19 protein-coding genes are annotated in these 23,029 nt (G+C 72.9%); 15 read left to right on the top strand and 4 right to left on the bottom strand.

The genetic code is table 11. The features are described 5' to 3' along the window. Positions 1-2 precede the first annotated feature (2 nt). The 11 genes from ACIBQ1_RS46070 (at position 3) to ACIBQ1_RS46020 (ending at position 13,559) form a co-directional block, all read left to right on the top strand. The gene (locus ACIBQ1_RS46070) at positions 3-1,343 is read left to right on the top strand and encodes an adenylosuccinate lyase family protein (protein ID WP_397287517.1); all 1,341 of its coding nucleotides are present in this window, start codon (positions 3-5) and stop codon (positions 1,341-1,343) included. Continuing rightward, positions 1,336-2,283: a thiamine pyrophosphate-dependent dehydrogenase E1 component subunit alpha gene (locus ACIBQ1_RS46065; RefSeq protein ID WP_397287515.1), complete on the top strand. Its 948-nt coding sequence runs from the start codon at positions 1,336-1,338 to the stop codon at positions 2,281-2,283. Before ACIBQ1_RS46070 ends, ACIBQ1_RS46065 begins: the two co-directional genes overlap by 8 nt. Further along, a complete protein-coding gene (locus ACIBQ1_RS46060) occupies positions 2,276-3,259 on the top strand; it encodes an alpha-ketoacid dehydrogenase subunit beta (protein WP_397287513.1) in 984 nt (327 codons plus the stop codon). The genes ACIBQ1_RS46065 and ACIBQ1_RS46060 overlap by 8 nt, the downstream gene beginning before the upstream one ends. Beyond that, positions 3,256-3,717, top strand: a complete 462-nt coding sequence (locus ACIBQ1_RS46055; protein WP_397287511.1) for a VOC family protein — start codon at positions 3,256-3,258, stop codon at positions 3,715-3,717. The genes ACIBQ1_RS46060 and ACIBQ1_RS46055 overlap by 4 nt, the downstream gene beginning before the upstream one ends. A 40-nt stretch (positions 3,718-3,757) precedes the next feature. Further along, positions 3,758-4,630, top strand: coding sequence for an amidohydrolase family protein (locus tag ACIBQ1_RS46050; RefSeq protein WP_397287509.1), 873 nt, complete (start codon positions 3,758-3,760; stop codon positions 4,628-4,630). Then, positions 4,627-5,733 (top strand): Gfo/Idh/MocA family protein, encoded by a 1,107-nt coding sequence (locus ACIBQ1_RS46045; RefSeq protein WP_397287507.1) that lies wholly within the window; start codon positions 4,627-4,629, stop codon positions 5,731-5,733. Before ACIBQ1_RS46050 ends, ACIBQ1_RS46045 begins: the two co-directional genes overlap by 4 nt. Then, positions 5,730-6,731 carry a LacI family DNA-binding transcriptional regulator gene (locus tag ACIBQ1_RS46040; RefSeq protein ID WP_397287505.1) on the top strand — a complete coding sequence of 334 codons (1,002 nt, stop codon included), beginning with the start codon at positions 5,730-5,732 and terminating at the stop codon, positions 6,729-6,731. Before ACIBQ1_RS46045 ends, ACIBQ1_RS46040 begins: the two co-directional genes overlap by 4 nt. A gap of 138 nt (positions 6,732-6,869) precedes the next feature. After that, on the top strand, positions 6,870-7,895 hold the full coding sequence (locus tag ACIBQ1_RS46035; protein WP_397287503.1) for a LacI family DNA-binding transcriptional regulator: 1,026 nt from the start codon (positions 6,870-6,872) through the stop codon (positions 7,893-7,895). A 2-nt stretch (positions 7,896-7,897) separates the two neighbouring features. Further along, entirely contained in the window at positions 7,898-9,889 is a 1,992-nt protein-coding gene (locus tag ACIBQ1_RS46030) for a beta-galactosidase (protein WP_397287501.1), read from the top strand. Next, entirely contained in the window at positions 9,886-12,165 is a 2,280-nt protein-coding gene (gene yicI, locus ACIBQ1_RS46025; RefSeq protein WP_397287499.1) for an alpha-xylosidase, read from the top strand. Before ACIBQ1_RS46030 ends, yicI begins: the two co-directional genes overlap by 4 nt. A gap of 8 nt (positions 12,166-12,173) precedes the next feature. Then, positions 12,174-13,559, top strand: coding sequence for a GH1 family beta-glucosidase (locus ACIBQ1_RS46020; RefSeq protein WP_397287497.1), 1,386 nt, complete (start codon positions 12,174-12,176; stop codon positions 13,557-13,559). Between the two features lie 18 nt (positions 13,560-13,577). Here ACIBQ1_RS46020 and ACIBQ1_RS46015 read toward each other — a convergent pair whose 3' ends face one another. The 4 genes from ACIBQ1_RS46015 to ACIBQ1_RS46000 form a co-directional block, all read right to left on the bottom strand. Further along, the gene (locus ACIBQ1_RS46015) at positions 13,578-14,441 is read right to left on the bottom strand and encodes an SAM-dependent methyltransferase (RefSeq protein WP_397287495.1); all 864 of its coding nucleotides are present in this window, start codon (positions 14,439-14,441) and stop codon (positions 13,578-13,580) included. Between the two features lie 23 nt (positions 14,442-14,464). After that, a complete protein-coding gene (locus ACIBQ1_RS46010) occupies positions 14,465-15,490 on the bottom strand; it encodes a hypothetical protein (RefSeq protein ID WP_397287493.1) in 1,026 nt (341 codons plus the stop codon). Between the two features lie 202 nt (positions 15,491-15,692). Then, positions 15,693-16,790 (bottom strand): arabinogalactan endo-beta-1,4-galactanase, encoded by a 1,098-nt coding sequence (locus ACIBQ1_RS46005; RefSeq protein WP_397287491.1) that lies wholly within the window; start codon positions 16,788-16,790, stop codon positions 15,693-15,695. Between the two features lie 11 nt (positions 16,791-16,801). Then, a complete protein-coding gene (locus ACIBQ1_RS46000) occupies positions 16,802-18,796 on the bottom strand; it encodes a beta-galactosidase (RefSeq protein WP_397287489.1) in 1,995 nt (664 codons plus the stop codon). 180 nt (positions 18,797-18,976) lie between these two features. Here ACIBQ1_RS46000 and ACIBQ1_RS45995 point away from each other — a divergent pair, with 180 nt between their 5' ends. The 4 genes from ACIBQ1_RS45995 to ACIBQ1_RS45980 are packed head-to-tail and all read left to right on the top strand — an operon-like array spanning position 18,977 to position 23,023. Continuing rightward, entirely contained in the window at positions 18,977-20,293 is a 1,317-nt protein-coding gene (locus ACIBQ1_RS45995) for an ABC transporter substrate-binding protein (RefSeq protein ID WP_397287487.1), read from the top strand. Continuing rightward, positions 20,290-21,174, top strand: coding sequence for a carbohydrate ABC transporter permease (locus ACIBQ1_RS45990; protein ID WP_397287485.1), 885 nt, complete (start codon positions 20,290-20,292; stop codon positions 21,172-21,174). Before ACIBQ1_RS45995 ends, ACIBQ1_RS45990 begins: the two co-directional genes overlap by 4 nt. Beyond that, positions 21,174-22,031: a carbohydrate ABC transporter permease gene (locus tag ACIBQ1_RS45985; RefSeq protein WP_397287483.1), complete on the top strand. Its 858-nt coding sequence runs from the start codon at positions 21,174-21,176 to the stop codon at positions 22,029-22,031. The genes ACIBQ1_RS45990 and ACIBQ1_RS45985 overlap by 1 nt, the downstream gene beginning before the upstream one ends. Next, positions 22,028-23,023, top strand: a complete 996-nt coding sequence (locus ACIBQ1_RS45980) for a LacI family DNA-binding transcriptional regulator (protein WP_397287481.1) — start codon at positions 22,028-22,030, stop codon at positions 23,021-23,023. Before ACIBQ1_RS45985 ends, ACIBQ1_RS45980 begins: the two co-directional genes overlap by 4 nt. The last annotated feature ends 6 nt before the right edge of the window (positions 23,024-23,029 follow it).

Below are 23,029 nucleotides of genomic sequence, written 5' to 3'. Positions count from 1 at the left end.
CCGTGCGCCAGACGTTCAAGCTGCTCCCCGAGTTGTTCGGCGACCGCGCCATGACCGAGATCTTCTCGGCCGAGCGGACCGTGCTCGCCTGGCTGCGCACCGAGGCCGCGCTGGCCCGCGCCCAGGCCGAGGAGGGCGTGATCTCCGAGGCCGACGCGCGCGCCATCGAGGCGGCCTGCGTGCCCGCGAACATCGACCTCCCGCGCCTGTGGTCGGAGGCGGTCAACGTGGGCTACCCGATCCTGCCCCTGGTGCGGATGATCGCCGCCGCGCTCCCCGAGGGGCCCGACGGCCGCGTCCACTACGGCGCGACCACGCAGGACATCATGGACACCGGCCTGGCCCTGCAGATGGGCGAGGCCCTCGATCGCCTGGGGGCGCTGCTCGGCTCGTTCGGCGACGCGCTGGCCCGGCTGGTGGCCGGGCACGCCGGCACGGTCGTCGCCGCGCGCACGCACGCCCAGCAGGCGGTGCCCACGACGTTCGGGGCGAAGATGGCGGTGCTGCTGGCGGAGGCGGCGCGCCAGCGCGACCGGGCGCGCGGCGCGGCCCGGCGGGTGCGCGTCGTGTCGCTGTTCGGCGCGGGCGGCACCTCCGCCGCGATGGGCGAGCGCTCCCGGCAGGTACGCGGGCGCGTGGCCGGCGTGCTCGGCCTGGCCACGACCGAGGTGCCCTGGCACGTGGCCAGGGACGGCGTCGCCGAGTTCGGCCTGACCTGCGCGAGCCTGGCGGCCACGGCGGCCCGCTTCGCCCGCGAGGTCGTGGACCTGTCCAGGACCGAGGTCGGCGAGGTGCGCGAGGCGGGCGGCCACCACCGAGGCGCCTCGTCCACGATGCCGCAGAAGGCCAACCCGATCGGCTGCGAGGCCGTCGTCGGCATGTCGGGCACGGCGGGCGCGCTCAGCTCGGGCCTGTTCCGGGCGATGGAGGCCGGCCACGAGCGGGCCGCCGGCGAGTGGCAGGTCGAGTGGTACGTGGTGCCGCTCCTGGCCGAGCTGGCCGCGGGCGCGCTGGCCACGGCCGCCGACGTCGCCGCCGGGCTGCGGGTCTACCCGGAGGCCATGCGGGCCAACCTGGACGCCGAGGGCGGGCTGATCATGGCGGAGGCGTACATGATGCGGCTGGCCCCGGCGCTGGGCCGGGAGCGGGCGCACGACCTGGTCTACAAGGCGGCGCACGAGGCCCGCGAGCGCGGGCGGGCGCTGGCCGACGCGCTGCGCGACGTGGCGGGGCCGGACGAGCTGGCGAGCCTGGGCACGCTGCCCGTCCCGCCCGAGTCCTACATCGGCGACGCCGAGGCGATCTGCGCCGCGGCTCTCGAAGCCTGGAGAGGCGATGAGTGAACGAAGGCTCGCGGACCTGCTGGCCATGTGGCGGATCCGCGCGTTCGAGGAGAAGGTGCGCGACCTGCGAGCCGAAGGGCCGATCGTCGGTTCGGTGCATCTGTGCGTCGGGCAGGAGGCCGTCCCGGTGGGCGCGTGCGACGTGCTGGAGCCGCACGACGCGCTGTTCGCCACCTATCGCGGCCACGGCTGGGCGCTGGCCAGGGGCGTGCCGGCGCAGGCGCTGTTCGCGGAGCTGACGGGCCGCGCCACGGGCGTGAACGGCGGCCGGGGCGGCTCGGCGTACTTCACCGCCGCCGAGTACGGCTTCCACGGCGAGAACTCGATCGTGGGCGCGGGCGCGCCGATCGCGTGCGGGGCGGCGCTGGCCGGCCGGCACGACGGCTCGAACCGGGTGGCCGTGAGCGTCTTCGGCGACGGCGCGATGAACCAGGGCGCGGTGCACGAGGCGATGAACTTCGCCGCCGCGTTCTCCCTGCCCGTGGTGTTCGTCTGCGAGAACAACCGCTACTCCGAGCTGACCCCGATCGCCGACATGGTGCGCAACGCCCGCCTGGCCGACCGCGCCGCCGCGTACGGGATGCCGGGGCACCGCGTCGACGGCAACGACGTGGAGGCCGTGCGCTTCCACGTGCGCGACGCGCTGGAGGTGGCCCGCGAGGGCGGCGGGCCGACGCTGCTGGAGTGCATGACCGAGCGGCTGGCCGGCCACTACATCGGCGACGCGGAGACCTACCGGCAGCCCGGCGAGCTGGACCGGATCGCCAGGCGCGAGCCGATCGCCCGGCTGCGCGAGGGCCTGCTCGCCGACGGGGTGCCGGCCGCCGGCCTGGACGCCGTGGAGCGCGAGGCGCGGGCCGAGATGGAGTCCGCCGCCGCGGCGGCGCTGGCCGCGCCCCTCGCCGACCCCGCCACCGCAAGGGAGCACCTGTATGCGTGACCTGTCCTACGGCGAGGCCGTGAACGCGGCCCTGCACCGCCTCATGGAGGAGCTGCCGGAGACGCTGGTCTACGGCGAGGACGTCGGCGTGCCCGGCGGCGTGTTCGGCGTGACCAGGGGCCTGCGCAAGCGGTACGGCGACCGCGTGTTCGACACCCCGATCAGCGAGTCGGCGATCCTCGGCAGCGCGGTGGGCGCGGCGATGTTCGGCCGCCGCCCGATCGTCGAGATCATGTGGGCCGACTTCTCCCTGGTGGCGCTGGACCAGATCGTCAACCAGGCGGCCAACGTCCGTTACGTGTCGGGCGGGCGGCTGCGGGCCCCGCTGACGATCCGCACCCAGCAGGGCGGCGCGCCGGGCGCGTGCGCGCAGCACTCGCAGTGCCTGGAGGCGCTGTTCCTGCACGTGCCGGGGCTGCGGGTGTGCATGCCGAGCACGCCGCAGGACGCGTACGACCTGCTGGTGACGGCGGTGCACGGCGACGACCCGGTGCTGGTGATCGAGAACCGCACGCTGTACTCCGGCCCGAAGGAGCCCGTCACGACGGACGGCCCGGTCCAGCCGATGGGCGGGGCGCGCGCCCGCCGCGCGGGCTCCGACGTCACCGTCGTCACCTGGGGCGCGATGACGCACCGGGTGCTGGCGGCGGCCGAGGCGCTGGCCCGCGAGGGGGTCGAGGCCGAGGTGCTGGAGACGCCGTGGCTCAACCCGTTCGACACCGGGGCCGTGGTCGAGAGCGCGCGCCGCACCCGCAGGCTGGCGGTCGTCCACGAGGCGAACGTCACCGGCGGCTTCGGCGCCGAGGTCGTGGCCCGCGTCGCGGGCGCCGGGGTGGCGCTGGCCGCGCCGCCGATCCGGATCGGCGCGCCGGACGTGCGGATGCCCGCCGCGCCGGTCCTCGCGCAGGCCCTGGTCCCCGACGCCGCGCGGATCGCCCAGGAGCTCAGGCGGCTGACCGGAGCGGGGGAGCGATGAGAGGCGTCTGGCACTTCTCGTTCACGGTCTCCGATCTGGACCGGTCGGTGGCGTTCTACCGCGACCTGCTCGGGTTCGCGCTGGTGCACCGGCAGGAGCAGGACAACGACTACACCCGCAGGCTCGTCGGCTACCCCGACGCCGTGCTGCACGTGGCCCAGCTCGCCGTGCCCGGCCAGCCGCGCGGCCTGTCCACGCACGACCTGGAGCTGGTGGAGTACGTACGGCCGAAGGGCGCCCCGCGCGACCCGGCCCGCCACCTGCCGGGCGCCGCGCACCTGGCACTCACCGTCGAGGACGCCCCGGCCGAGCACGCCCGGCTGGCGGCGGCCGGGGTGCGCTTCGTCAACCCGCCCGAGGCGATCACCGCGGGCGTGAACAGGGGCGGCTACGCCTGCTACTTCCTCGACCCCGACGACATCACCTTGGAGCTCGTGCAACCGCCGGGCACCCCCTAGTATGTGCACGCTCAAACGATTGATCACGTGAGGAGGCTGGATGACCGTCGTCGACGCCCACCAGCACTTCTGGAACCTGGAGACGGGCTCGTACCCGTGGCTGACGCCCGAGCACGGGCCGATCCACCGCACGTTCGAGCCCGCGGAGCTCGTCCCCCAGCTCGCGGCGGCGGGGGTCGACCGGACGGTGCTGGTGCAGGCGATGGACTCCTACGCCGACACCGACGCCATGCTCGCGCAGGCCGACGCCCACGACTTCATCGGCGCCGTGGTGGGCTGGGTGCCGCTGCACCGGCCGGACGAGGCGGCCGGGGCGCTGGAGCGGTACCGGCGGCATCCCAGGTTCGCGGGGGTGCGGCACCTCATCCACGACGAGCCCGACCCCGACTGGGTGCTCCAGGCCCCGGTGATCGAGGGGCTCGGGCTGCTGGCCGCGGCCGGGCTGCCGTTCGACGTGGTGGCGGTGCTGCCGCGGCACCTGGAGCACGTGCCGGTGCTGGCCGAGCGGGTGCCGGGGCTGCGGATGGTGATCGACCACCTGGCCAAGCCGCCGATCGAGGAGAAGGGCTGGGAGCCGTGGGCGTCGCTGCTGGCCCGCGCGGCCGAGTGCCCGGACGTGTACGCCAAGGTGTCCGGCCTGAACACGGCGGCCGACGCCGGGACGTGGACGGCCGATGACCTGCGGCCCTACGTGGAGCACGCGCTGGAGGTGTTCGGGCCAGGGCGGCTGATGTTCGGCAGCGACTGGCCGGTGGCGCTGCTCGCCGGCGACTACGCGAAGGTGTGGCGGGAGACGAACGCCGTGCTGTCGGGATTGCCGCCCGATGACCGCGCGGCCGTGCTCGGCGGCACCGCGACCGGCTTCTACGGCCTCCAGGACGCGCCCCGCCACACCCGGGAGGCCGCCCCGTGATCGACGTGTTCGCGCCCATCGCCGCCGCCGCCGACCTGTCGATCCCGGCCGCGCACCGGCTGCCCGTCGCCGTCGTCGGCGCGGGGGCCATCGTGGACGTGGCCCACCTGCCCGCCTACCGGCAGGCCGGGCTGGAGGTGACCGGCCTGTACGACCTCGACGCCGGCCGCGCCGCCGAGGTGGCCCGGCGCCACGGTGTCCCCAGGACGTACGGCTCGCTCGACGAGCTGCTGGCCGACGAGCGCGTGGCCGTGGTGGACATCGCCGTCGCGCCCGGCGCGCAGCCCGGCATCGCGCGGGCGGCGCTGGCGGCGGGCAAGCACCTGCTGTGCCAGAAGCCGTTCGCGCCGGACGTGGCGACCGGCCGGGGCCTGGTCGACCTGGCGGCGGCCGGCGGCCTGAAGATCGCGGTCAACCAGCAGCTCCGCTTCGACGAGGGCATCGCCGCCGCCCGCGCGATGGTGCGCGCCGACTGGATCGGCGAGCCGACGGCGATGACGTTCACCGTGAACATCCTCACCGACTGGAGCGCCTGGGACTGGCTGGTCACCACCGACCGGCTGGAGATCGTCTACCACTCCATCCACTACCTGGACGCGATCCGCTCGATCCTGGGCGATCCCGAGCTGGTCTTCTGCACCGGCAGCCGCACGCCGGGCCAGCTCGCCAAGGGGGAGACGCGCACGATGAGCACGCTGGTCTACCCGGGCGACCTGCGGGCGCTCGTCCACGTCACGCACGAGAACCGCACCGGCGACCAGGAGGCGTCCTTCCGCGTCGACGGCACCCAGGGCGCGATCAAGGGCACGCTCGGCCTGCTGTACGACTACCCGCACGGCCGCCCCGACACCCTGGCGGTCAACAGCCGGGCGCTGCCGACGGACGGCTGGCTGCCGTACCCGGTGACCCGGCGGTGGCTGCCGGACGCGGTGGCCGGGCCGATGGGCTCGCTGCTGCGGGCCGTCGCGGAGGGCGGCGAGCCGGAGACGTCCGGCGCGGACAACCTCGGCACGCTGCGCCTGCTCGACGCGCTCTACCGCTCGATGGACAGTGGCGAAAGCGTCCGCTGCCACCCGGCGGACAGGACAGGATCGTGGTCATGAAGCGCTCCCGGGTCACGCTGGCCGACGTCGCCGCCGTCGCCAAGGTCGACCGGGCCGTCGTCTCCCGCGTCGTCAACAAGGACCCCACCCTCAGCATCCGGCCGGAGACGCGGGAGCGGGTGCTGGCGGCGATCGAGGATCTCGGCTACCGGCCCAACGTGGCCGCGCGCAGCCTGCGCACGTCGCGGGCGCACATGTTCGGGCTGTTCATCCCCGACTTCGCCAACCCGGTCTACGCGGAGATCATCAAGGGCGCGGAGGCGGAGGCGGCCTCGCAGGGGTACGTGCTGGTCACCGGCAGCGCGTCGGGCGCGGCGCTGGGCGACTACATGGACCGGATCGGGCAGGGCCGCATCGACGGCCTGCTGCTGGCCGGGACCGGCGACGAGTCGGGGCTGATCGCGCAGCTCGACCGGGCCGCCATCCCGTGGCTCATGCTCAACAACCGCAGCAGGAGCGTCAAGCGGTACGTCATCCTCGACGACGCGCGGGCCGCCGCGCTGGCGGTGGAGCACCTCGTACGCCTCGGCCACCGCCGCATCGCCCACCTCGCGGGCCCGTCGCGCGCCGACACCGCCACGCGCAGGTCGGAGGGGTACTCGGCGGCGATGCGCGCGGCCGGCCTGCCGGAGGGGCCGGTCGTGGCGGCCGACTACACGCCGGCGGGCGGGGCGGCGGCCATGGCCCGGCTGCTGGCCGCCCCCGAGCGGCCGACGGCGGTGTTCGTCGCCAACGTGGCCTCGGCCATCGGGGCGATGGAGGGGGTGCGCGCGGCCGGGCTGGAGATCCCGCGGGACGTCTCGATCGTGGCCGTGCACGACCTGGAGCTGGCCGGCTACCTCAACCCCGCGCTCACGACGGTGCGCATGCCGCTGGGCGAGCTGGGCCGCCGCGGCGTGACCCTGCTGGCCGCCCTGGCGCCGGAGGACACGGTGGCGGAGGTGCTGGCCGGGCCGATCCAGCTGATCCAGCGCGAGTCCACCGCTCCCCCGGCGTGAGGTCCCCGGGCCCCGGGCGGCGGCGACGCCCGGCGTTCGGGAACCTGATTCAGGACGCCCGATTCCACACCATTGACAGTCCCGCAAACCGCGTCCTACGTTGTGCGAAACGTTTCGACCCAAGCGGATCGGCAGTGGATGGCTTCGATACGTGACGTGGCCGAGCGGGCGCAGGTCGCGGTGAGCACCGTGTCCGCCGCGCTCAACGGCACCCGCCCGGTGGCGGCGGCCACCCGGCGGCGGATCGAGCAGGCGGCGGCCGAGCTGGGATACCGCCCGAGCCTGCTGGCCCGCGGCCTGCAGAGCAAGCGCACCCGCATCCTGGCGCTGCTGTACCCGACCCCGCGCAGCGGTTTCGGGCTGACCGAGATGCAGTTCGCGACCGGCGCCGCCGAGGCGGCCCGCGAGCTGGGCTACCACCTGCTGCTCTCCCCCGAGCACGCCGACCCCGTCGAGGAACTGCGCCACATCACGGGGCTGGGGCTGGTGGACGGCGTGCTGCTGATGGAGGTCGGGCTGGACGACGAGCGCACGGAGTTCCTGCTGACGGCCGGCATCCCATTCAGCATGATCGGGCGGACCCGCGACCCGGGCTCGATCGACTACGCCGACATCGACTTCGCGGCCACGGCGGCGGACGCCGTGGCGCACGTGGCCGGGCTCGGCCACCGCAAGCTGGGCTTCTTCAACCTCTCGGCGGACCGGCACGCGGCGCGGTACGGGCCCGCGATCCGGGCCGGGACGGAGTTCGCCGCGGCCGCCCGCGCGGCCGGCATCGGGTACGTGGACGACTTCCGGCCCGGCTCGGCCGACGAGGGCGGGCAGGCGTTCGAGCGGCTGGTCGCCGCGCATCCCGACACGACCGCGCTGGCGGTGATGGACGACCACGCGGCCGTCGGGGTGATCGCGGCCGTGGCGGCGCGCGGCTGGCGCATCCCCGAGGACCTGACGTTGCTGCTGGTGCTGTCGTCGGCGCGGGTCGCCGAGATGTTCCACCCCAGGCTCACCACGATGGAGCCGCCGAGCGCCGAGCTGGGCGGCCTGGGCGCCCGCATGCTCATCGACCGGCTGGAGGGCGACGGCCCGCCCGCGCAGCGGCTGCTGCCCTGCCGCCTCGTGGTCGGCGACAGCTCCGCCCCACCCCGCGAAGGCGAAAGGACCTGACCGTGACGGGACGACTGGGCACGCACACGCTCACCACCGGGCGAGGGCTGCTGTTCGGCGGCGACTACAACCCCGAGCAGTGGCCGGAGCACGTGTGGGCCGAGGACGCCGAGCTGATGCGGGCCGCCGGGGTCAACCTCGTCACGGTCGGCGTCTTCAGCTGGGCGCGCATCGAGCCGGAGCCCGGCAAGCGGGACTTCGCCTGGCTGGACCGAGTGCTCGACCTCATGAACGAGGCCGGGGTCGCGGTGGACCTGGCCACCCCCACCGCCTCGCCGCCCCCGTGGCTGGGGCACCGCTGGCCGGAGACGCTGCCGGTCGACGAGTCCGGGCACCGCCTCTGGTACGGCTCGCGCAACCAGTTCTGCCCCTCGTCCCGCGTCTACCGGGAGCGGGCGCTGGCCATCGTGCACGACCTGGCCGAACGGTACGCGGGCCACCCTGCCCTCGCGCTGTGGCACGTGGGCAACGAGTACGGCCAGGTCTGCCACTGCGACGAGTCCGCACAGGCGTTCCGCGCCTGGCTCCGGGACCGCTACGGCGACCTGGACACGCTCAACGAGGCCTGGGGCACCACGTTCTGGAGCCAGCGCTACAGCGACTGGGCCGAGATCGTCACCCCGCGCCGCGCCCCCTACATGATCAACCCCTCGCAGCAGCTCGACTGGTGGCGTTTCGGCTCCGACGCGCTGCTCGCCCACTTCCGCGCCGAACGCGACCTCCTGCGCCGCAGGACCCCGGACATCCCGGTCACCACCAACTTCATGGGCCTGTTCAAGCCGGTCGACTACTGGTCGTGGGCCGATGAGGAGGACATCGTCTCCAACGACCACTACCCCGACCCGTCGGACCCGCTCGCGCCCGCCCGCGCGGCGCTCACCCACGACCTCATGCGCGGCCTGGCCAAGGGCAGGCCGTGGCTGCTGATGGAGCAGTCCGCCGGCGCGGTCAACTGGCGCCCGCACAACCCGCCCAAACCGCCCGGCCGGCTCCGGCTGGAGTCGTTGCAGGCGCTCGCCCGCGGCGCGGACGGGTTGTGCTACTTCCAGTGGCGGGCCTCCCGGTTCGGCGCCGAGCGCTTCCACTCGGCGATGGTCCCGCACGCGGGCCCGGACACCCGGCTGCACGCCGAGGTCCGCGCGCACGGCCGGGAGCTGCGCGAGCTGGCCTGCGTGGCGGGGCGGCCGGTGCCGGCGCGGGTGGCGATGGTGTTCGACTGGCCGAGCTGGTGGGCGCTGGAGGAGCGCGGCCGGCCGAGCGACCGCCTCGACGCGACCGGCCGGCTGTTCGGCTACTACCTGCCGTTCTGGGAGCGCGGCGTGACCGTGGACCTGGTGCCCCCGTCGGCCGACCTGCGGGGCTACGCCCTCGTCGTGGCGCCGAACCTGTTCCTGCTGGGCGACGCCGACGCCGCGGCCATGACCGCCTACGTGCGCGGCGGCGGGGTTCTGGTCGTGGGCCCGTTCTCGGGGATCGTGGACGAGCGGGCGCACGTGCGCACCGGACGGTTCCCCGCGCCGCTGCGCGAGGTGCTCGGCGCGTCCGGCGAGGAGTGGCGGCCCGTCGAGGGCCCCGTGCGCTGCCGGTGGGCCACCGGGGAAGAGTTCGCCGCGCACACCTGGACCGAGCTGGTCGCCGCCGAGGGCGCCGAGCCGGTGGCCGAGTTCGCCGACGGCGGGCCCGCGGTGCTGCGGCACCGGGCCGGGCAGGGCGTGGCCTGGTACGTGGCGACGATGCCCGAGCCGGCCGCGCTCGGCGAGCTGGCCGCGCGGGCGCTGGCCGACGCGGGCGTGCGCGGGGTCCTGCCGGACCTGCCGCCCGGCGTCGAGGCGGTCCGCCGCGGCGAGGTGCTGTTCCTGCTCAACCACGGCACGGAGCCGGCGCACGTGCCGCTCCCCCACCCGGCCACCGACCTGCTGACCGGATCGGCCGCGGACGGTCAGATCACGCTGGCGCCGCAGGCGGTCGCGGCCCTCGTCCAAGGAGCGGCATGAAGTTCAAGGACGGCTACTGGCGGCTGCGCCCCGGGGTGCGGGCCGACTACGCCGCGGCGGCGCACGACGTGACCGCCGACGCCGGCTCGCTGCGGATCCTGGCCCCGGCCAGGCCCATCACCCACCGGGGACACACGATCGACGGGCCGGTGCTGCGGGTGGACCTGTCGTCCCCGATGCCGGACGTGATCCGCGTCCGCACGGTGCACTTCGCCGGGTCCGTCCCCGAATCACCGGTCTTCCAGGTCCGCGACGACGCCCCGGACGTGGACCTCGCCGTGGACGGCGAGCAGGCGAGCCTCACGAGCGGCGCGCTCACCGTCCGGGTGCGCAGGGAAGCGCCCTGGGAGATGACCTTCAGCGCGGACGGGCGCGAGCTGACCCGCAGCGCCGGCCGGAGCCTGGGCGTCATGCGCGACCCCGCCGACCGGCACTACATGGTGGAGCAGCTCGGCCTGAGCGCCGGGGAGCTCGTGTACGGGCTCGGCGAGCGCTTCGGCCCCCTCGTGCGCAACGGGCAGTCCGTCGACATCTGGAACGAGGACGGCGGCACCAGCAGCGACCTGGCCTACAAGAACATCCCCTTCTACCTCACCAACCGCGGCTACGGCGTGTTCGTCAACCATCCCGGCCGGGTGTCGTTCGAGGTCGGCTCGGAGTCGGTGTCGCGGGTCCAGTTCAGCGCCGAGGGCCACGACCTGGAGTACCTCGTCATCCACGGGCCCACCCCCAAGGACATCCTGCGCCGCTACACGGCGCTGACCGGCCGCCCGGCGCTGCCGCCCGCCTGGTCGTTCGGGCTGTGGTTGTCCACCTCGTTCACCACCGACTACGACGAGGCGACGGTGGCCTCGTTCGTGGACGGGATGGCCGAGCGGGACCTGCCGCTGAGCGTGTTCCATTTCGACTGCTTCTGGATGCGCCGCTACCGGTGGTGCGACTTCGAGTGGGACCCGGAGGTGTTCCCCGACCCTGAGGGCATGGTCCGGCGGCTCAAGGAGCGCGGGCTGCGCGTCTGCCTGTGGATCAACCCGTACATCGGGCAGGCGTCGGCGCTGTTCGACGAGGGGGCCGCGGCCGGGCACCTGCTGCGCCGGCCGGACGGGACCGTCTGGCAGGACGACCACTGGCAGGCGGGCCGGGCGCTGGTGGACTTCACCTCTCCGGCCGCCCGCGAGTGGTACGCGGGCAAGCTGCGCGGGCTGCTCGACATGGGGGTGGACGCGTTCAAGACCGACTTCGGCGAGCGCATCCCGACCGACGTCGCCTACGCCGACGGCGCCGACCCCGAGCGCATGCACAACTACTACACGCTGCTCTACAACGAGACCGTGCACCGGGTGCTGGCCGAGCGGGGCGCGCCCGTGCTGTTCGCCCGGTCGGCCACGGTGGGCGGGCAGCGGCTGCCGGTGCACTGGGGCGGCGACTGCGAGTCGACGTTCGAGGCGATGGCCGAGTCGCTGCGGGGCGGGCTGTCCCTGGGCCTGGCCGGGTTCGGGTTCTGGAGCCACGACATCGGCGGGTTCGAGGGGCGGCCCGATCCGGCCGTGTTCAAGCGCTGGGTGGCGTTCGGGCTGCTGTCGTCGCACAGCCGGCTGCACGGCAGCGGCTCGTACCGGGTGCCGTGGCTGTTCGACGAGGAGTCGGTCGAGGTGCTGCGGTCGTTCACGCGGCTGAAGGCGCGGCTGATGCCCTACCTGTACGGCGCCGCGGTCGAGGCCGCGGCCGAGGGGCTGCCGATGATGCGGGCCATGCACCTGGAGTTCCCCGGGGACCGGGGTTGCGACCACCTCGACGCCCAGTACCTGCTCGGGCCCGACCTGCTGGTGGCGCCGGTCATGTCGGCTGATGGTGATATTTCGTATTACGTCCCGGAGGGGACCTGGACCCGGCTGCTGGACGGCACGACCGTCACCGGGCCGGGGTGGCGTACCGAGCGGCACGGGTTCGACAGCCTGCCGCTGCTGGTGCGGCCCGGCGCGGTGCTGCCGACGGGCGCCCGCGACGACCGGCCCGACTACGACTACGCCGAGGGCGTCACCTTGAACGCCTACCTGCCGGCCGACGGCGCCCGCCGCACCGTCACCGTGCCCTCTCCCGACGGCGGCATCGGCGCCGTCTTCGAGGTGTTACGCACGGGCGGCCGCGTCAGCGCCCGTCGCGTGACGGGCGCGGCCACCCGGTGGAGCCTGCGGCTCCACGGCGGACCCCAGACTTCGGACGGGCCGCGGGTCACCGCGGAGCCCGGCACCGACGAAATCGAGATCACCTTGTGAGGAGCAGCATGACCGCCTTCCCCGAGAACTTCCTGTGGGGCACCGCCACCGCCGCGTACCAGGTCGAGGGCGCCTGGAACGAGGACGGCCGCGGCCCGTCGATCTGGGACACCTTCTCCCACACACCCGGTCTGGTGACCAACGGCGACACCGGTGACGTGGCCTGCGACCACTACCACCGGCTGGAGGAGGACCTGGACCTCCTCGCCGGCCTGGGCGTGGGCGCGTACCGGTTCTCGATCTCCTGGCCGCGCGTGCAGCCGGGCGGGCGCGCGAACCAGCCCGGGCTCGACTTCTACTCGCGGCTGGTGGACGGGCTGCTGGCGCGCGGCATCGCCCCCGTCGCCACCCTCTACCACTGGGACCTGCCGCAGGAGCTGGAGGACGCGGGCGGCTGGCCCAACCGCGACACCGCCCACCGCTTCGCCGAGTACGCCGACCTCATGGGCCGCACGCTCGGCGACCGCGTCCGCACCTGGATCACCCTGAACGAGCCGTGGTGCTCGGCCTACCTGGGTTACGCCTCCGGCGTGCACGCCCCCGCCAGGACCGAGCCGGCCGCCGCCCTGGCCGCCGTCCATCACCTGAACCTCGGCCACGGCCTGGCCGTCCAGGCGCTGCGCGCGGTCGTCGACCCGACGGCCCAGATGTCGGTCACGCTCAACCTGCACCACGTGCGCGGCGAGTCCGAGCGCGACGCCGACGCGGTGCGGCGCGTGGACGCGGTGGCCAACCGGGCCTTCCTCGGCCCCATGCTGGAGGGCGCCTACCCGCGCGACCTCATCGCCGACACCGCCGCCGTGACCGACTGGTCGTTCGTGCGCGACGGCGACGAGGCCACCGCGTGCCGGCCGCTGGACGTGCTCGGGGTCAACTACTACAACCCGACGCTGGTACGCCAGTGGGACGGATCCTCCGAGCGGGCGACCGCCGACGGGCACCAGGACGGGGCCGCGTCGCCGTGGATCGCGTGCGACGACGTCGAGTTCGTCCCCCAGCCCGGCCCGTACACCGAGATGGGCTGGAACATCGACGAGACCGGCCTGACCGAGCTGCTGCTGCGGCTGCACCGCGACTACCCGTCCACGCCCACGATGATCACCGAGAACGGCGCGGCCTTCGCCGACGCCGTCGACGCCGACGGCCGGATCAGGGACGAGCGGCGCGTCGACTACCTGCACCGGCACCTGTCGGCCGTGGCCGAGGCCATCGCGGCCGGGGCCGACGTGCGCGGCTACTTCGTGTGGTCGCTGATGGACAACTTCGAGTGGGCGCACGGGTACGCCAAGCGGTTCGGCATCGTCCGCGTGGACCCGGACACGCTCAAGCGCACCTGGAAGGACAGCGCCCACTGGTACCGCGACGTGGTCGCCACCGGCAAGCTGCCCGCCTGAGGCTTTGGCTTCAGGGGGTCAGGGTTTGCGGGCGACGCCTCCGACGAAGGTGTGGTACGTGATGCCCGGCGTGGCGCGGTCGTCGGGGCCCGGGCGCCACTCGGGCAGCGGCACCAGGCCGGGCTCCAGCAGTTCGAGACCGTCGAAGTAGGCGAGGATCTCCTCGCGGGTGCGCCACCGGCCGGTGCCGAGGTGCTCGTTGAAGATCCGCTCCGCCTCGTACGCCTGCTTCGACACCTCGGGGTGCTCGTCGCCCGGGTTGTGGAAGTGCGAGATCACCACGTGGCTGCCCGGGGCGAGCGGCTCGATGAGCGCGGCGGCGACGGCGGCCGGGTCCTCGTGGTCGGCCAGGTGGTGCAGGATCGCGAACATCAGCAGCCCGACCGGCTCGCTGAAGTCGATCAGCGAGCGCGTCTTCGGGTCGTCGAGGATTCTCTCCGGCTCGCGGACGTCGGCCTCGACGATCGCGGTGCTGGCGTCCACGGCGAGCAGGGCCCGGCCGTGGACGAGCACGATCGGGTCGTGGTCGACGTAGACGACGCGCGCGTGCGGGGCCGCCGCCTGGGCGATCTCGTGCACGTTGCCCTGCGTCGGCAGGCCGGAGCCGATGTCCAGGAACTGGCGGATGCCCGCCTCGGCCGCCAGGAAGTGGACCGTGCGCCGCAGGAACTCCCGGTTGGCCCTGGCGGCCTCGGGCGCGTCCGGCGCGATCTTCAGCGCGGTCGCGGCCAGCTGACGGTCGATCTCGTAATTGTCCTTGCCGCCGAGCATGTAGTCATAGACGCGGGAGACACTGGGCTTGGTGGTGTCGATCCCGCGAGGCGCGCGCTCCTGCTCGCTCTCGGGCACTGTCGGCTCCTCGATACGGATGGGTGGAGCCATGATCCTAATTGGCAACCCCCGACTTATGCCGATATTTCGTGACGCAAGATGCGGGCGGCTTCGGCCATCGCCCGCATCTTGCCCTCGGCCGACTCTCGCGGCAGATATTTCATCCCGCAGTCGGTGGCGATGACGACCCGGTCGGGCGGCACGTGCCCGAACGCCCGGCGCACCCGCCCGGCCACCACCTCCACCGGCTCGACCTCCGGCGTGGACAGGTCGATCACCCCGAGGATGATCGTCTTGTCCTTGAGGTCGGACAGCACGCCGAGGTCCAGCCCCGACTGCGCGGTCTCGATCGACACCTGCCGCACCGGGCATCCGGCCAGCTCGGGCAGGAACGAGTACGCCTCCGGCCGCTCGTGGATGATGGCGGCGTACCCGAAGCAGATGTGCACCGCGGTCGTGCCGGTGACGCCGTCGAGGGCGGCGTTGAGCGCGGCCAGCCCGTAGGCGCGCGCGGCCTCGGGCCTGGCCTGCATGTACGGCTCGTCGATCTGCACGATGTCGGCCCCGGCGGCGAACAGGTCGCGGATCTCGGCGTTGACCGCCGCCGCGTAGTCCATCGCGGCGGCCTCGGCGTCCGGGTAGTGGTCGTTCTGCGCCTGCTGGCTCATGGTGAACGGCCCCGGCACCGTCATCTTGACCGGGCGGCCGGTGTGCGCGCGCAGGAACCGCAGGTCGCCCACCTGGACGGGGCCCGGACGGCGGATCGGGCCGACGATGCGCGGCACCGGGTTCGGGTGGCCGCTGCGGTCGAGCGCCGTGCCGGGGTCGTCGAGGTCGACGCCCTCCAGGGCGGTGGCGAAGTGGTTGGAGTAGCTCTCGCGGCGCATCTCGCCGTCGGTGAGGATGTCCAGCCCGGCGCGCTCCTGGGCCCGGATCGCCAGCTCGGTGGCGTCGTCCTGGGCCTGGGCGAGGCGCTCGGGCGGGATCCGCCACAGCTCCCTGGCCCGCACGCGCGGCGGGAACCGCCCGGCGAGCCTGGCGCGGTCGATCAGCCACTCCGGCTGGGGGTAACTTCCGACCAGCGACGTCGGCAGGATCACAGGTGCCTCCTTCTCCCGGATCCTCCTACTGTGCGCCTACCAGCGATCGACGTGAAGCACTTCGCCGAGCGGCTGCCGCTTGGCGGGGCCGAACGTCTCGCCGGCTCGGCGGTTCCCGCTCGACCGGCATCCACGCCCGGCGGCGCCGGGGTCGGCGGGCGGGCGCGGCGATGAGGGCCGCGCCCGCGGCCAGGGTGGAGGGTCAGGCGTGGCCGAGGACGCGCAGGGCGGGCAGGGCGCGGTCGGCGTAGTCGAACAGGGCCTGGTTCTCCCAGCCGTTGCCCGACGACGGGTCCGCCGGGTCCCAGCCGTTGCCCTTGACGCCCGTCCAGGTCGCCTCCCAGGTGAACAGGCCGAGCCCCAGCCCGTCCGGGACCTGGCGGACGATGTCGGCGACCTTGGCCAGCATCGCGGCCTGGCCCTGCGGGGTCGCCTGGTAGCCGGGGTACGGCTCCGCCGAGACGATGATGTTCGGCCAGCCGTCGTCGTCCGCCGTCGTGAACGGGTACGCCGTCTCCACCACGACCACCGGCCGCCCGTAGCGGGTGGCCACGTCGTTGATGTTGGCCTGGAACGTCTCCAGGGTCCCGTGCCAGTACGCGTAGTACGACAGCCCGATCACGTCGTACCGGATGCCGTGAGCGGCGGCGTTGTCGAACCACCACCGGTAGAGCCCGTTGTCGCCCCCGTTGGCCAGGTGCAGCACGACCTTGGTCGAGCGCGAGACCCGCTTGACCGCGTCGTACCCGGCGTTCAGCAGGCGGGCGGTGTTCGGCCAGTCGGAGTTGGAGCCGTCCGGCCAGAGCAGGCCGCCGTTGATCTCGTTGCCCACCTGCACCATGTCCGCCGCGGTGCCCTGGCGGCGCAGGGCGGCGAGCACGTCGTACGTGTGGTCGTACACGGCCTGCGTGAGCTGGTCGAGCGTGAGCGACTCCCACGCGGCGGGCTTGAACTGCTTGCCCGGGTCCGCCCACGTGTCGGAGTAGTGGAAGTCCACCAGCAGCTTCATGCCCTGCGCCTTGGCCCGCTTGGCGACCGCGAGGACCTGGGCCTTGGTGTTGTAGCCGTCGGCCGGGTTCACCCAGACCTTGAGCCTGATGTAGTTGAGCCCGGCCTCCGACAGGATGCGCAGCGCGTCGCCCCGGTGGCCGCGGGCGTCGCGGTAGACGCCGCCGTACGCCTCCGACTTGGCGAGGCTGGAGACGTCCGCGCCCCTGATGCGCAGAACGCCCGCCTGGGCCGGGTGCGCGACGGTCAGGGACGCGAGGACTAACAGGAGCGTGGTCAAAACGCGTTTCATCGAGGGTCTCCCTAGGGGGTGGGGGCGATGACCGTGACCGCGCCGGGCGCGACGGTGACCGGACCGTCGTGCCGTACGCCGTCGAACACGCTCGTCCCGGTCACCCCCTCGACCGTCACGGGCTCGTCGCCGTGGTTGATCAGGAAGACGTGGCCGCCCCGGCGCACCAGTTCGAGGGTGTCGGGCAGGCCGCCCGGCCTGGACACGTTCGCGTGGTCGAGCACCTGGCCGAGCAGCTCGCGCAGGCCGGTGCCCCCGGGGGCGGTGGCGAGGTACCACGCGGTCCCGGCGCCCAGGTCGTGGCGGGTGACGGCGGGGTGTCCGGCGTCGGGCCCGGTGGCGAAGTCCCGTACGGCGACCGCGCCCGCCGGACGGACCCGCTCGGACCAGATCCGGGCCTGGTCGCCGCCCGCCAGCGTCACCGTCTCGTGCTCGCGCAGCGGGTGGAACTCCTCGATCGACAGGCCCAGCAGCTCGCGCAGCGCGCCGGGGTGGGCGCCAGGGTGGATGGCGTCGTGCTCGTCCACGATGCCGGAGAAGTAGGAGACGAGCAGGTTGCCGCCCGCCTCCACGTACCGGTGGAGGTTCTTGGCGGAGGCCTCGGTCAGCAGGTACGAGCTGGGCACCACCACCAGGCGGTATCCCGAAATATCACCTGAAATATGGGGGGAAGGGTGGACGAAGTCGACCGTGACGTGCTCCCGCCACAGCGCCTCGTAGAAGGCGTCCATCCGCTCCCTGAACGTCAGGTCCACCGACGGCCGCCAGTCCAGCTCCAGCGCCCAGTACGACTCCCAGTCCCAGACCACCGCCACCTCGGCCCGCACCCGGCTCCCCCGCAGATCGGCGAGCCCGCGCAGGTCTGCGCCCAGCCGGACCACCTCGCGCCACTGCTCGGAGTCGGTCCCCGCGTGCGGCACCATCCCCGAGTGGAACTTCTCCGCGCCGAACCGCGACGCCCTGAACTGGAAGAACAGCACGCTGTCGGAGCCGCGGGCCACGTGCGCCAGGCTGTTGCGGCGCATCTCGCCGGGACGCTTGGCGAGGTTGCGCGGCTGCCAGTTGACCGCCCCCGCCGAGTGCTCCATGAGCATCCACGGCGCGCCGCCCGCCACCGAGCGGGCCAGGTCGGCGGACATGGCCAGGTCGATGTGGTTGTCCGGCCGCTCGGCCTTGAGGTAGTGGTCGTTGGCCACCACGTCCAGCTCGCGGGCCCACTGCCACAGGTCGGCGGACTTGCAGTTCACGGTGCCGGCGAAGTTCGTGGTGACGGGGACGCCGGGGGTGAGCTCGCGCAGGATGTCGCGCTGGAGCGCGTAGTGCTCGCGGTGCTGGCCGTCGCTGAAGCGGGCGTAGTCGAGGCGCTGGGCCGGGTTGACGACCGTGTGGTTGAAGCGGGGGGCGTCGATCTCCGCCCAGTCGGTGTACGTCTGGCCCCAGAACGTGGCGCCCCAGGCGTCGTTCAACGCGGAGACATCGCGATACGTGGCCTTGAGCCAGTCCCGCCAGGCCGCCACGCTGTGCTCGCAGTAGCACTCGCCGAGCGGCGCCCCGTACTCGTTGTGCACGTGCCACATGACCACGGCCGGATGCCCGCGGTAGTGCTCGCCCAGCGCGCGCACCAGCCGCGCGGTCGCCTCGCGGAAGGCGGGGGCGCTGGAGCAGGCGCTCTGCCTGCCACCGAACCCGATCCGCGTCCCCTCCCTGGTCACCGGCAGCACATCCGGATATTTCCGGATGAACCACGCGGGCGGGGCGGCGGTCGGCGTGGCCAGGTCGACCGCGACCCCGGCCTCGTGCAGCCGGTCGACGATCTCGTCCAGCCAGCCGAACTCGTAGCGTCCCTCCGCCGGCTCCATCAGCGCCCACGAGAACATGCCCAGGCTGACCAGGTTGACCCCGGCCTCGCGCATCAGGGCCACGTCCTCCTCCACGACCTCGCGTGGCCACTGCTCCGGGCTGTAGTCGCCGCCAAAGGCGATGCCGGCAGGACGCTCCGGATACATCCATCCCCCTAGAGAAGCTCTTCTGTGAACGTGCACAGTAGCGCCCACCCGGCCTTCCCGGGAACAGCCGCCCTCACTTCTCCCGATAATGGCTGATTAACGAGAACATAACGACCCCTTGACGTGCGTTTCGCGCCTGTTTCACTCTGTGCACGTTCACAGAACCTTCTGGAGGTACGCATGCGCGCCAACCGCCTCGGAGCCGCCCTGGCCGTCGTGCTCACGGCCACTCTCGCGAGTTGCGGGTCCAGCGAACCCGCCAAGAGCACCGAGGCGGCGCAGAGCCCCACGGCCGCCGCCAAGGGACCGGTCAAGCTGACGTACTGGACCTGGGCCCCCAACATGGACAAGATCGCCGCTGTCTGGAACCAGTCGCACCCGGACATCCAGGTGACGGTCAGCAAGCAGGCGGGCGGCGACGACGCGGCGGCCAAGTTCCTCACCGCGGCCAAGGCCGGCAACCCGCCGGACCTGGTGCAGGCCGAGTACCAGCACCTGCCCTCGTTCGTGGCCGCCGACGCGGTGGCCGACATCAAGGCCGAGACCGCCTCGATCAAGGGCGAGTTCGCCGAGGGCCTGTGGGGCCTGGTCACGCTCGGCACCGAGGGCGTGTACGGGATTCCGCAGGACAGCGGCCCGATGATGCTCTTCTACCGCAAGGACCTGTTCGACAAGTACGGCATCGCGGTCCCCAAGACCTGGCAGGAGTACGCCGACGCCGCGCGCACCGTGCGCAAGAAGGACCCGAAGGCGTACCTCGGCACGTTCTCCAGCAAGGATCCGGGAGCGTTCACGGGCCTGGCCCAGCAGGCCGGAGCCCAGTGGTGGTCGATCAGCGGCGAGTCCTGGAAGGTGAACGTCGCCGACGAGCCCACCAAGAAGGTCGCCGACTACTGGGGCGGCCTGGTCAAGGAGGGCGTCATCGACGACATGCCGTTCTTCACCCCCGAGTGGAACAAGGCGCTCAACGACGGCAAGCTGCTGACCTGGCCGTCGGCGGTCTGGGCGCCGGGCGTGCTGGCCACCAACGCGCCCAAGGCCAAGGGCAAGTGGGCCGCCGCGCCGCTGCCGCAGTGGAACGCGGGCGAGAACTTCAGCGGCTTCTGGGGCGGCTCGTCCACGGCCGTGTCCGCCAAGACGCCGAACAGGGCCGCCGCCGCCCAGTTCGCCACCTGGATGAACACCGACCCCGCCGCCCTGGACCTGCTGGTCAAGGAGGCCGCCATCTACCCGGCCGCCACCAAGGCCCAGTCGGCGCTCGGCCAGGCCCCCGACTACTTCTCCACCCAGCCCGACTTCTGGCAGCAGGCCGCCGCCGTCTCCGCCGTCGCGCGCGGCTTCACCTTCGGCCCGAACATCGGCGTGACGTACAACGCCTTCAAGGACAACTTCGACAAGGCGCTGCAGAACAAGACGCCGTTCTCCGACGCGATCCAGGCCATGCAGGACGCGACCGTCGCCGACATGCGCAAGTCCGGATTCCAGATCGCGTCATGAAGAAGTCCGGGAGGGGGGCGTGGCCGTACCTGTTCCTGACCCCCGCGATCGTGCTGTTCACGCTCTTCCTCGCGGTGCCCATCGGGTACACCGTCTGGCTGGCGATGCGCCGTACCAAGGTGTCCGGGCTCGGGCTGGGCAGGGGCGCGCGGAAGGAGGTCTTCGTCGGGTTCGACAACTTCTCCGCCGCCCTGTCCGACCCCGAGCTGTGGCAGGGCTGGCTGCGGGTGCTCGGCTACGGCGCGCTGGTGCTGGTCGTGATGCTCGGGCTGGCCCTGCTGTTCGCGCTGCTGCTGGACTCGGCGCGGGTGCGGCTGGCCCGGTTCTCCCGGATCGCGATCTTCCTGCCGTACGCGGTGCCGGGCGTGGCCGCCACGCTGCTGTGGGGCTTCCTCTACCTGCCCTCGCTCAGTCCCATCAGGGACGTCCTGGACATCGACTTCCTCGGCGCGAGCACCGTCACGTACTCCATGGCGAACGTGGCGGTGTGGGGCGGGACCGGCTTCAACATGCTCGTGCTCTACACCACGCTCCGGGCGATCCCGCGCGACCTGTACGAGGCCGCGCGGCTGGACGGCGCCTCCGAGCTCCAGATCGCCCTGCGGGTGAAGATCCCGATCCTCACCCCGGCGATCATCCTGACCACCGTCTTCTCGATCATCGCGACCATCCAGGTGTTCACCGAGCCCACCACGCTGCGGCCGCTGACCAACACGATCAGCTCCACGTGGAGCCCGCTCATGAAGGTCTACCGCGACGCGTTCGTCACCGGCGACCTGTACTCGGCCGCCGCCACCTCGATCGTCATCGCGGCGATCTCGCTCGTCCTGTCGTTCGGGTTCCTGCGCGTGGTCCGCAACCGCGCCTTCGGGGAGGGCTGATGGCCACGACACACCGCGCGACCGCCGCGCGCAGGCCGTGGGGAGTGGCCCCGACCGGGCTGCTCCTGCTCGGCGCGATCTACTGCCTGTTCCCGGTGCTCTGGGTGCTGATCGCGGCGACCAAGTCGCCGGGCGAGCTGTTCACCACCTCGACGCTGGCCTTCGGCACCGGCTTCCTCGACAACGTGTCCCAGCTGTTCGCCTACCGGGACGGGGTGTTCTGGCTGTGGGCGGGCAACACGCTGCTGTACGCGGGCGGCGGCGCGCTGCTGTCGACCGCGGTCTCGGCGATCTCGGGGTACGCGCTGGCGAAGTTCCGCTTCCCCGGCCGGAACCTCATCTTCAACCTGCTCATCGGCGGCATCCTCGTGCCGGCCGTGGTGCTGGCGATCCCGCAGTACCTGCTGTTCTCCAAGGTCGGGCTGGCCGACACCTACTGGGCCGTGCTGCTGCCGCAGATCCTGCACCCGTACAGCATCTATCTGGCCCGCATCTACGCGGCGGCGGCCATCCCTGACTCGCTGCTGGAGGCGGGGCGGATCGACGGGGCCACGGAGTGGCGCCTGATGTACCGGGTGGCCCTGCCGCTGATGACGCCGGGCATGGTGACGATCTTCCTGTTCCAGTTCGTGGCCATCTGGAACAACTTCCTGCTGCCGTTCATCATGCTCGGCGACGACGGCAAGTTCCCGCTCACCGTCGGGCTCTTCACGCTGCTGGCGTCCGGGGCGAACCAGCCCTCCCTCTACAACCTGATCCTGACCGGGGCCTTCCTGTCGCTGATCCCCTTGATCGCGCTCTTCCTCACGATGCAGCGATACTGGAAGACCGATCTGTCCTCCGGAGCCGTGAAATGAAGCGCCCTACGATCCACGACGTCGCCGCCGCCGCGGGCGTCTCCCGCGGCACGGTGTCGCGGCTGCTCAACGGCGACAGGTACGTGAGCCCGGCGGCGCGCGTGGCCATCGAGCGGGCCATCTCGGAGACCGGCTACGTCGTCAACCGGGCCGCCCGCAGCCTCGTCACCCAGCGCACCGGGTCGATCGCGATGGTGCTGTCGGAGCCGCAGGAGAAGCTGTTCGAGGACCCCAACTACAGCACGACCATCCGGGTCGCCATCAGGATGCTGGCCGAGCGGGACCTGTCGCTGGTGATGATGCTGGCGGGCGACGAGGGCGACCGCGAGCGGGTGGTCCGCTACGTCCGGGGCGGCCACGCCGACGGGGTGCTGCTGGTCTCGACGCACGCCGGCGACCCGTTCATCGACGCCCTGCAGTCCGGACCGCCCGCAGTCTCCTGCGGCGCCGTCATCGGCCGCGAGAGCGTCATCCCGTACGCCGCCGCCGACGAGCGCCTGGGCGGGCGCCAGATGACCGAATACTTCGTGAACCAGGGCCGCAGGCGCATCGCCATGATCACCGGCCCGATGGACACCCCCGGCGGCATCCAGCGCCTCGAAGGCTTCGCCGACGTGCTGGGCCGCAAGGCGACCAAGAAGCTCATCGCGCACGGCGACTGGACGCGGGCCAGCGGCGAGCGCGCGATGACCGAGCTGCTGGCCCGCACGCCCGACATCGACGCCGTCTTCGTGGCCTCCGACCTGATGGCCGCCGGCGCCCTGGCCGCCCTGCGGGCGGCCGGTCGCAGCGTGCCGGACGACGTGGCGGTGGGCGGCTTCGACGACTCCTCGGTGGCCCTCTCGACGCACCCGCCGCTGACGACGATCCGCCAGCCGCTGGCGGAGGTGGCCCAGGAGACCGTCCGCCTGCTGCTCGCGCTCATCGACGGCGCCGAGCACGTGGAGCCGGTGATACTGCCGACGGAGCTGGTGATCCGCGAGTCGGCCTGAGGAGTG

It is taken from the genome of Nonomuraea sp. NPDC050153 (assembly GCF_044460125.1).
Classification (GTDB): Bacteria; Actinomycetota; Actinomycetes; order Streptosporangiales; family Streptosporangiaceae; genus Nonomuraea.
The sequence above is the reverse complement of the archived record's forward strand: the minus strand, read 5'-3'. Positions and strand labels throughout refer to the sequence as shown.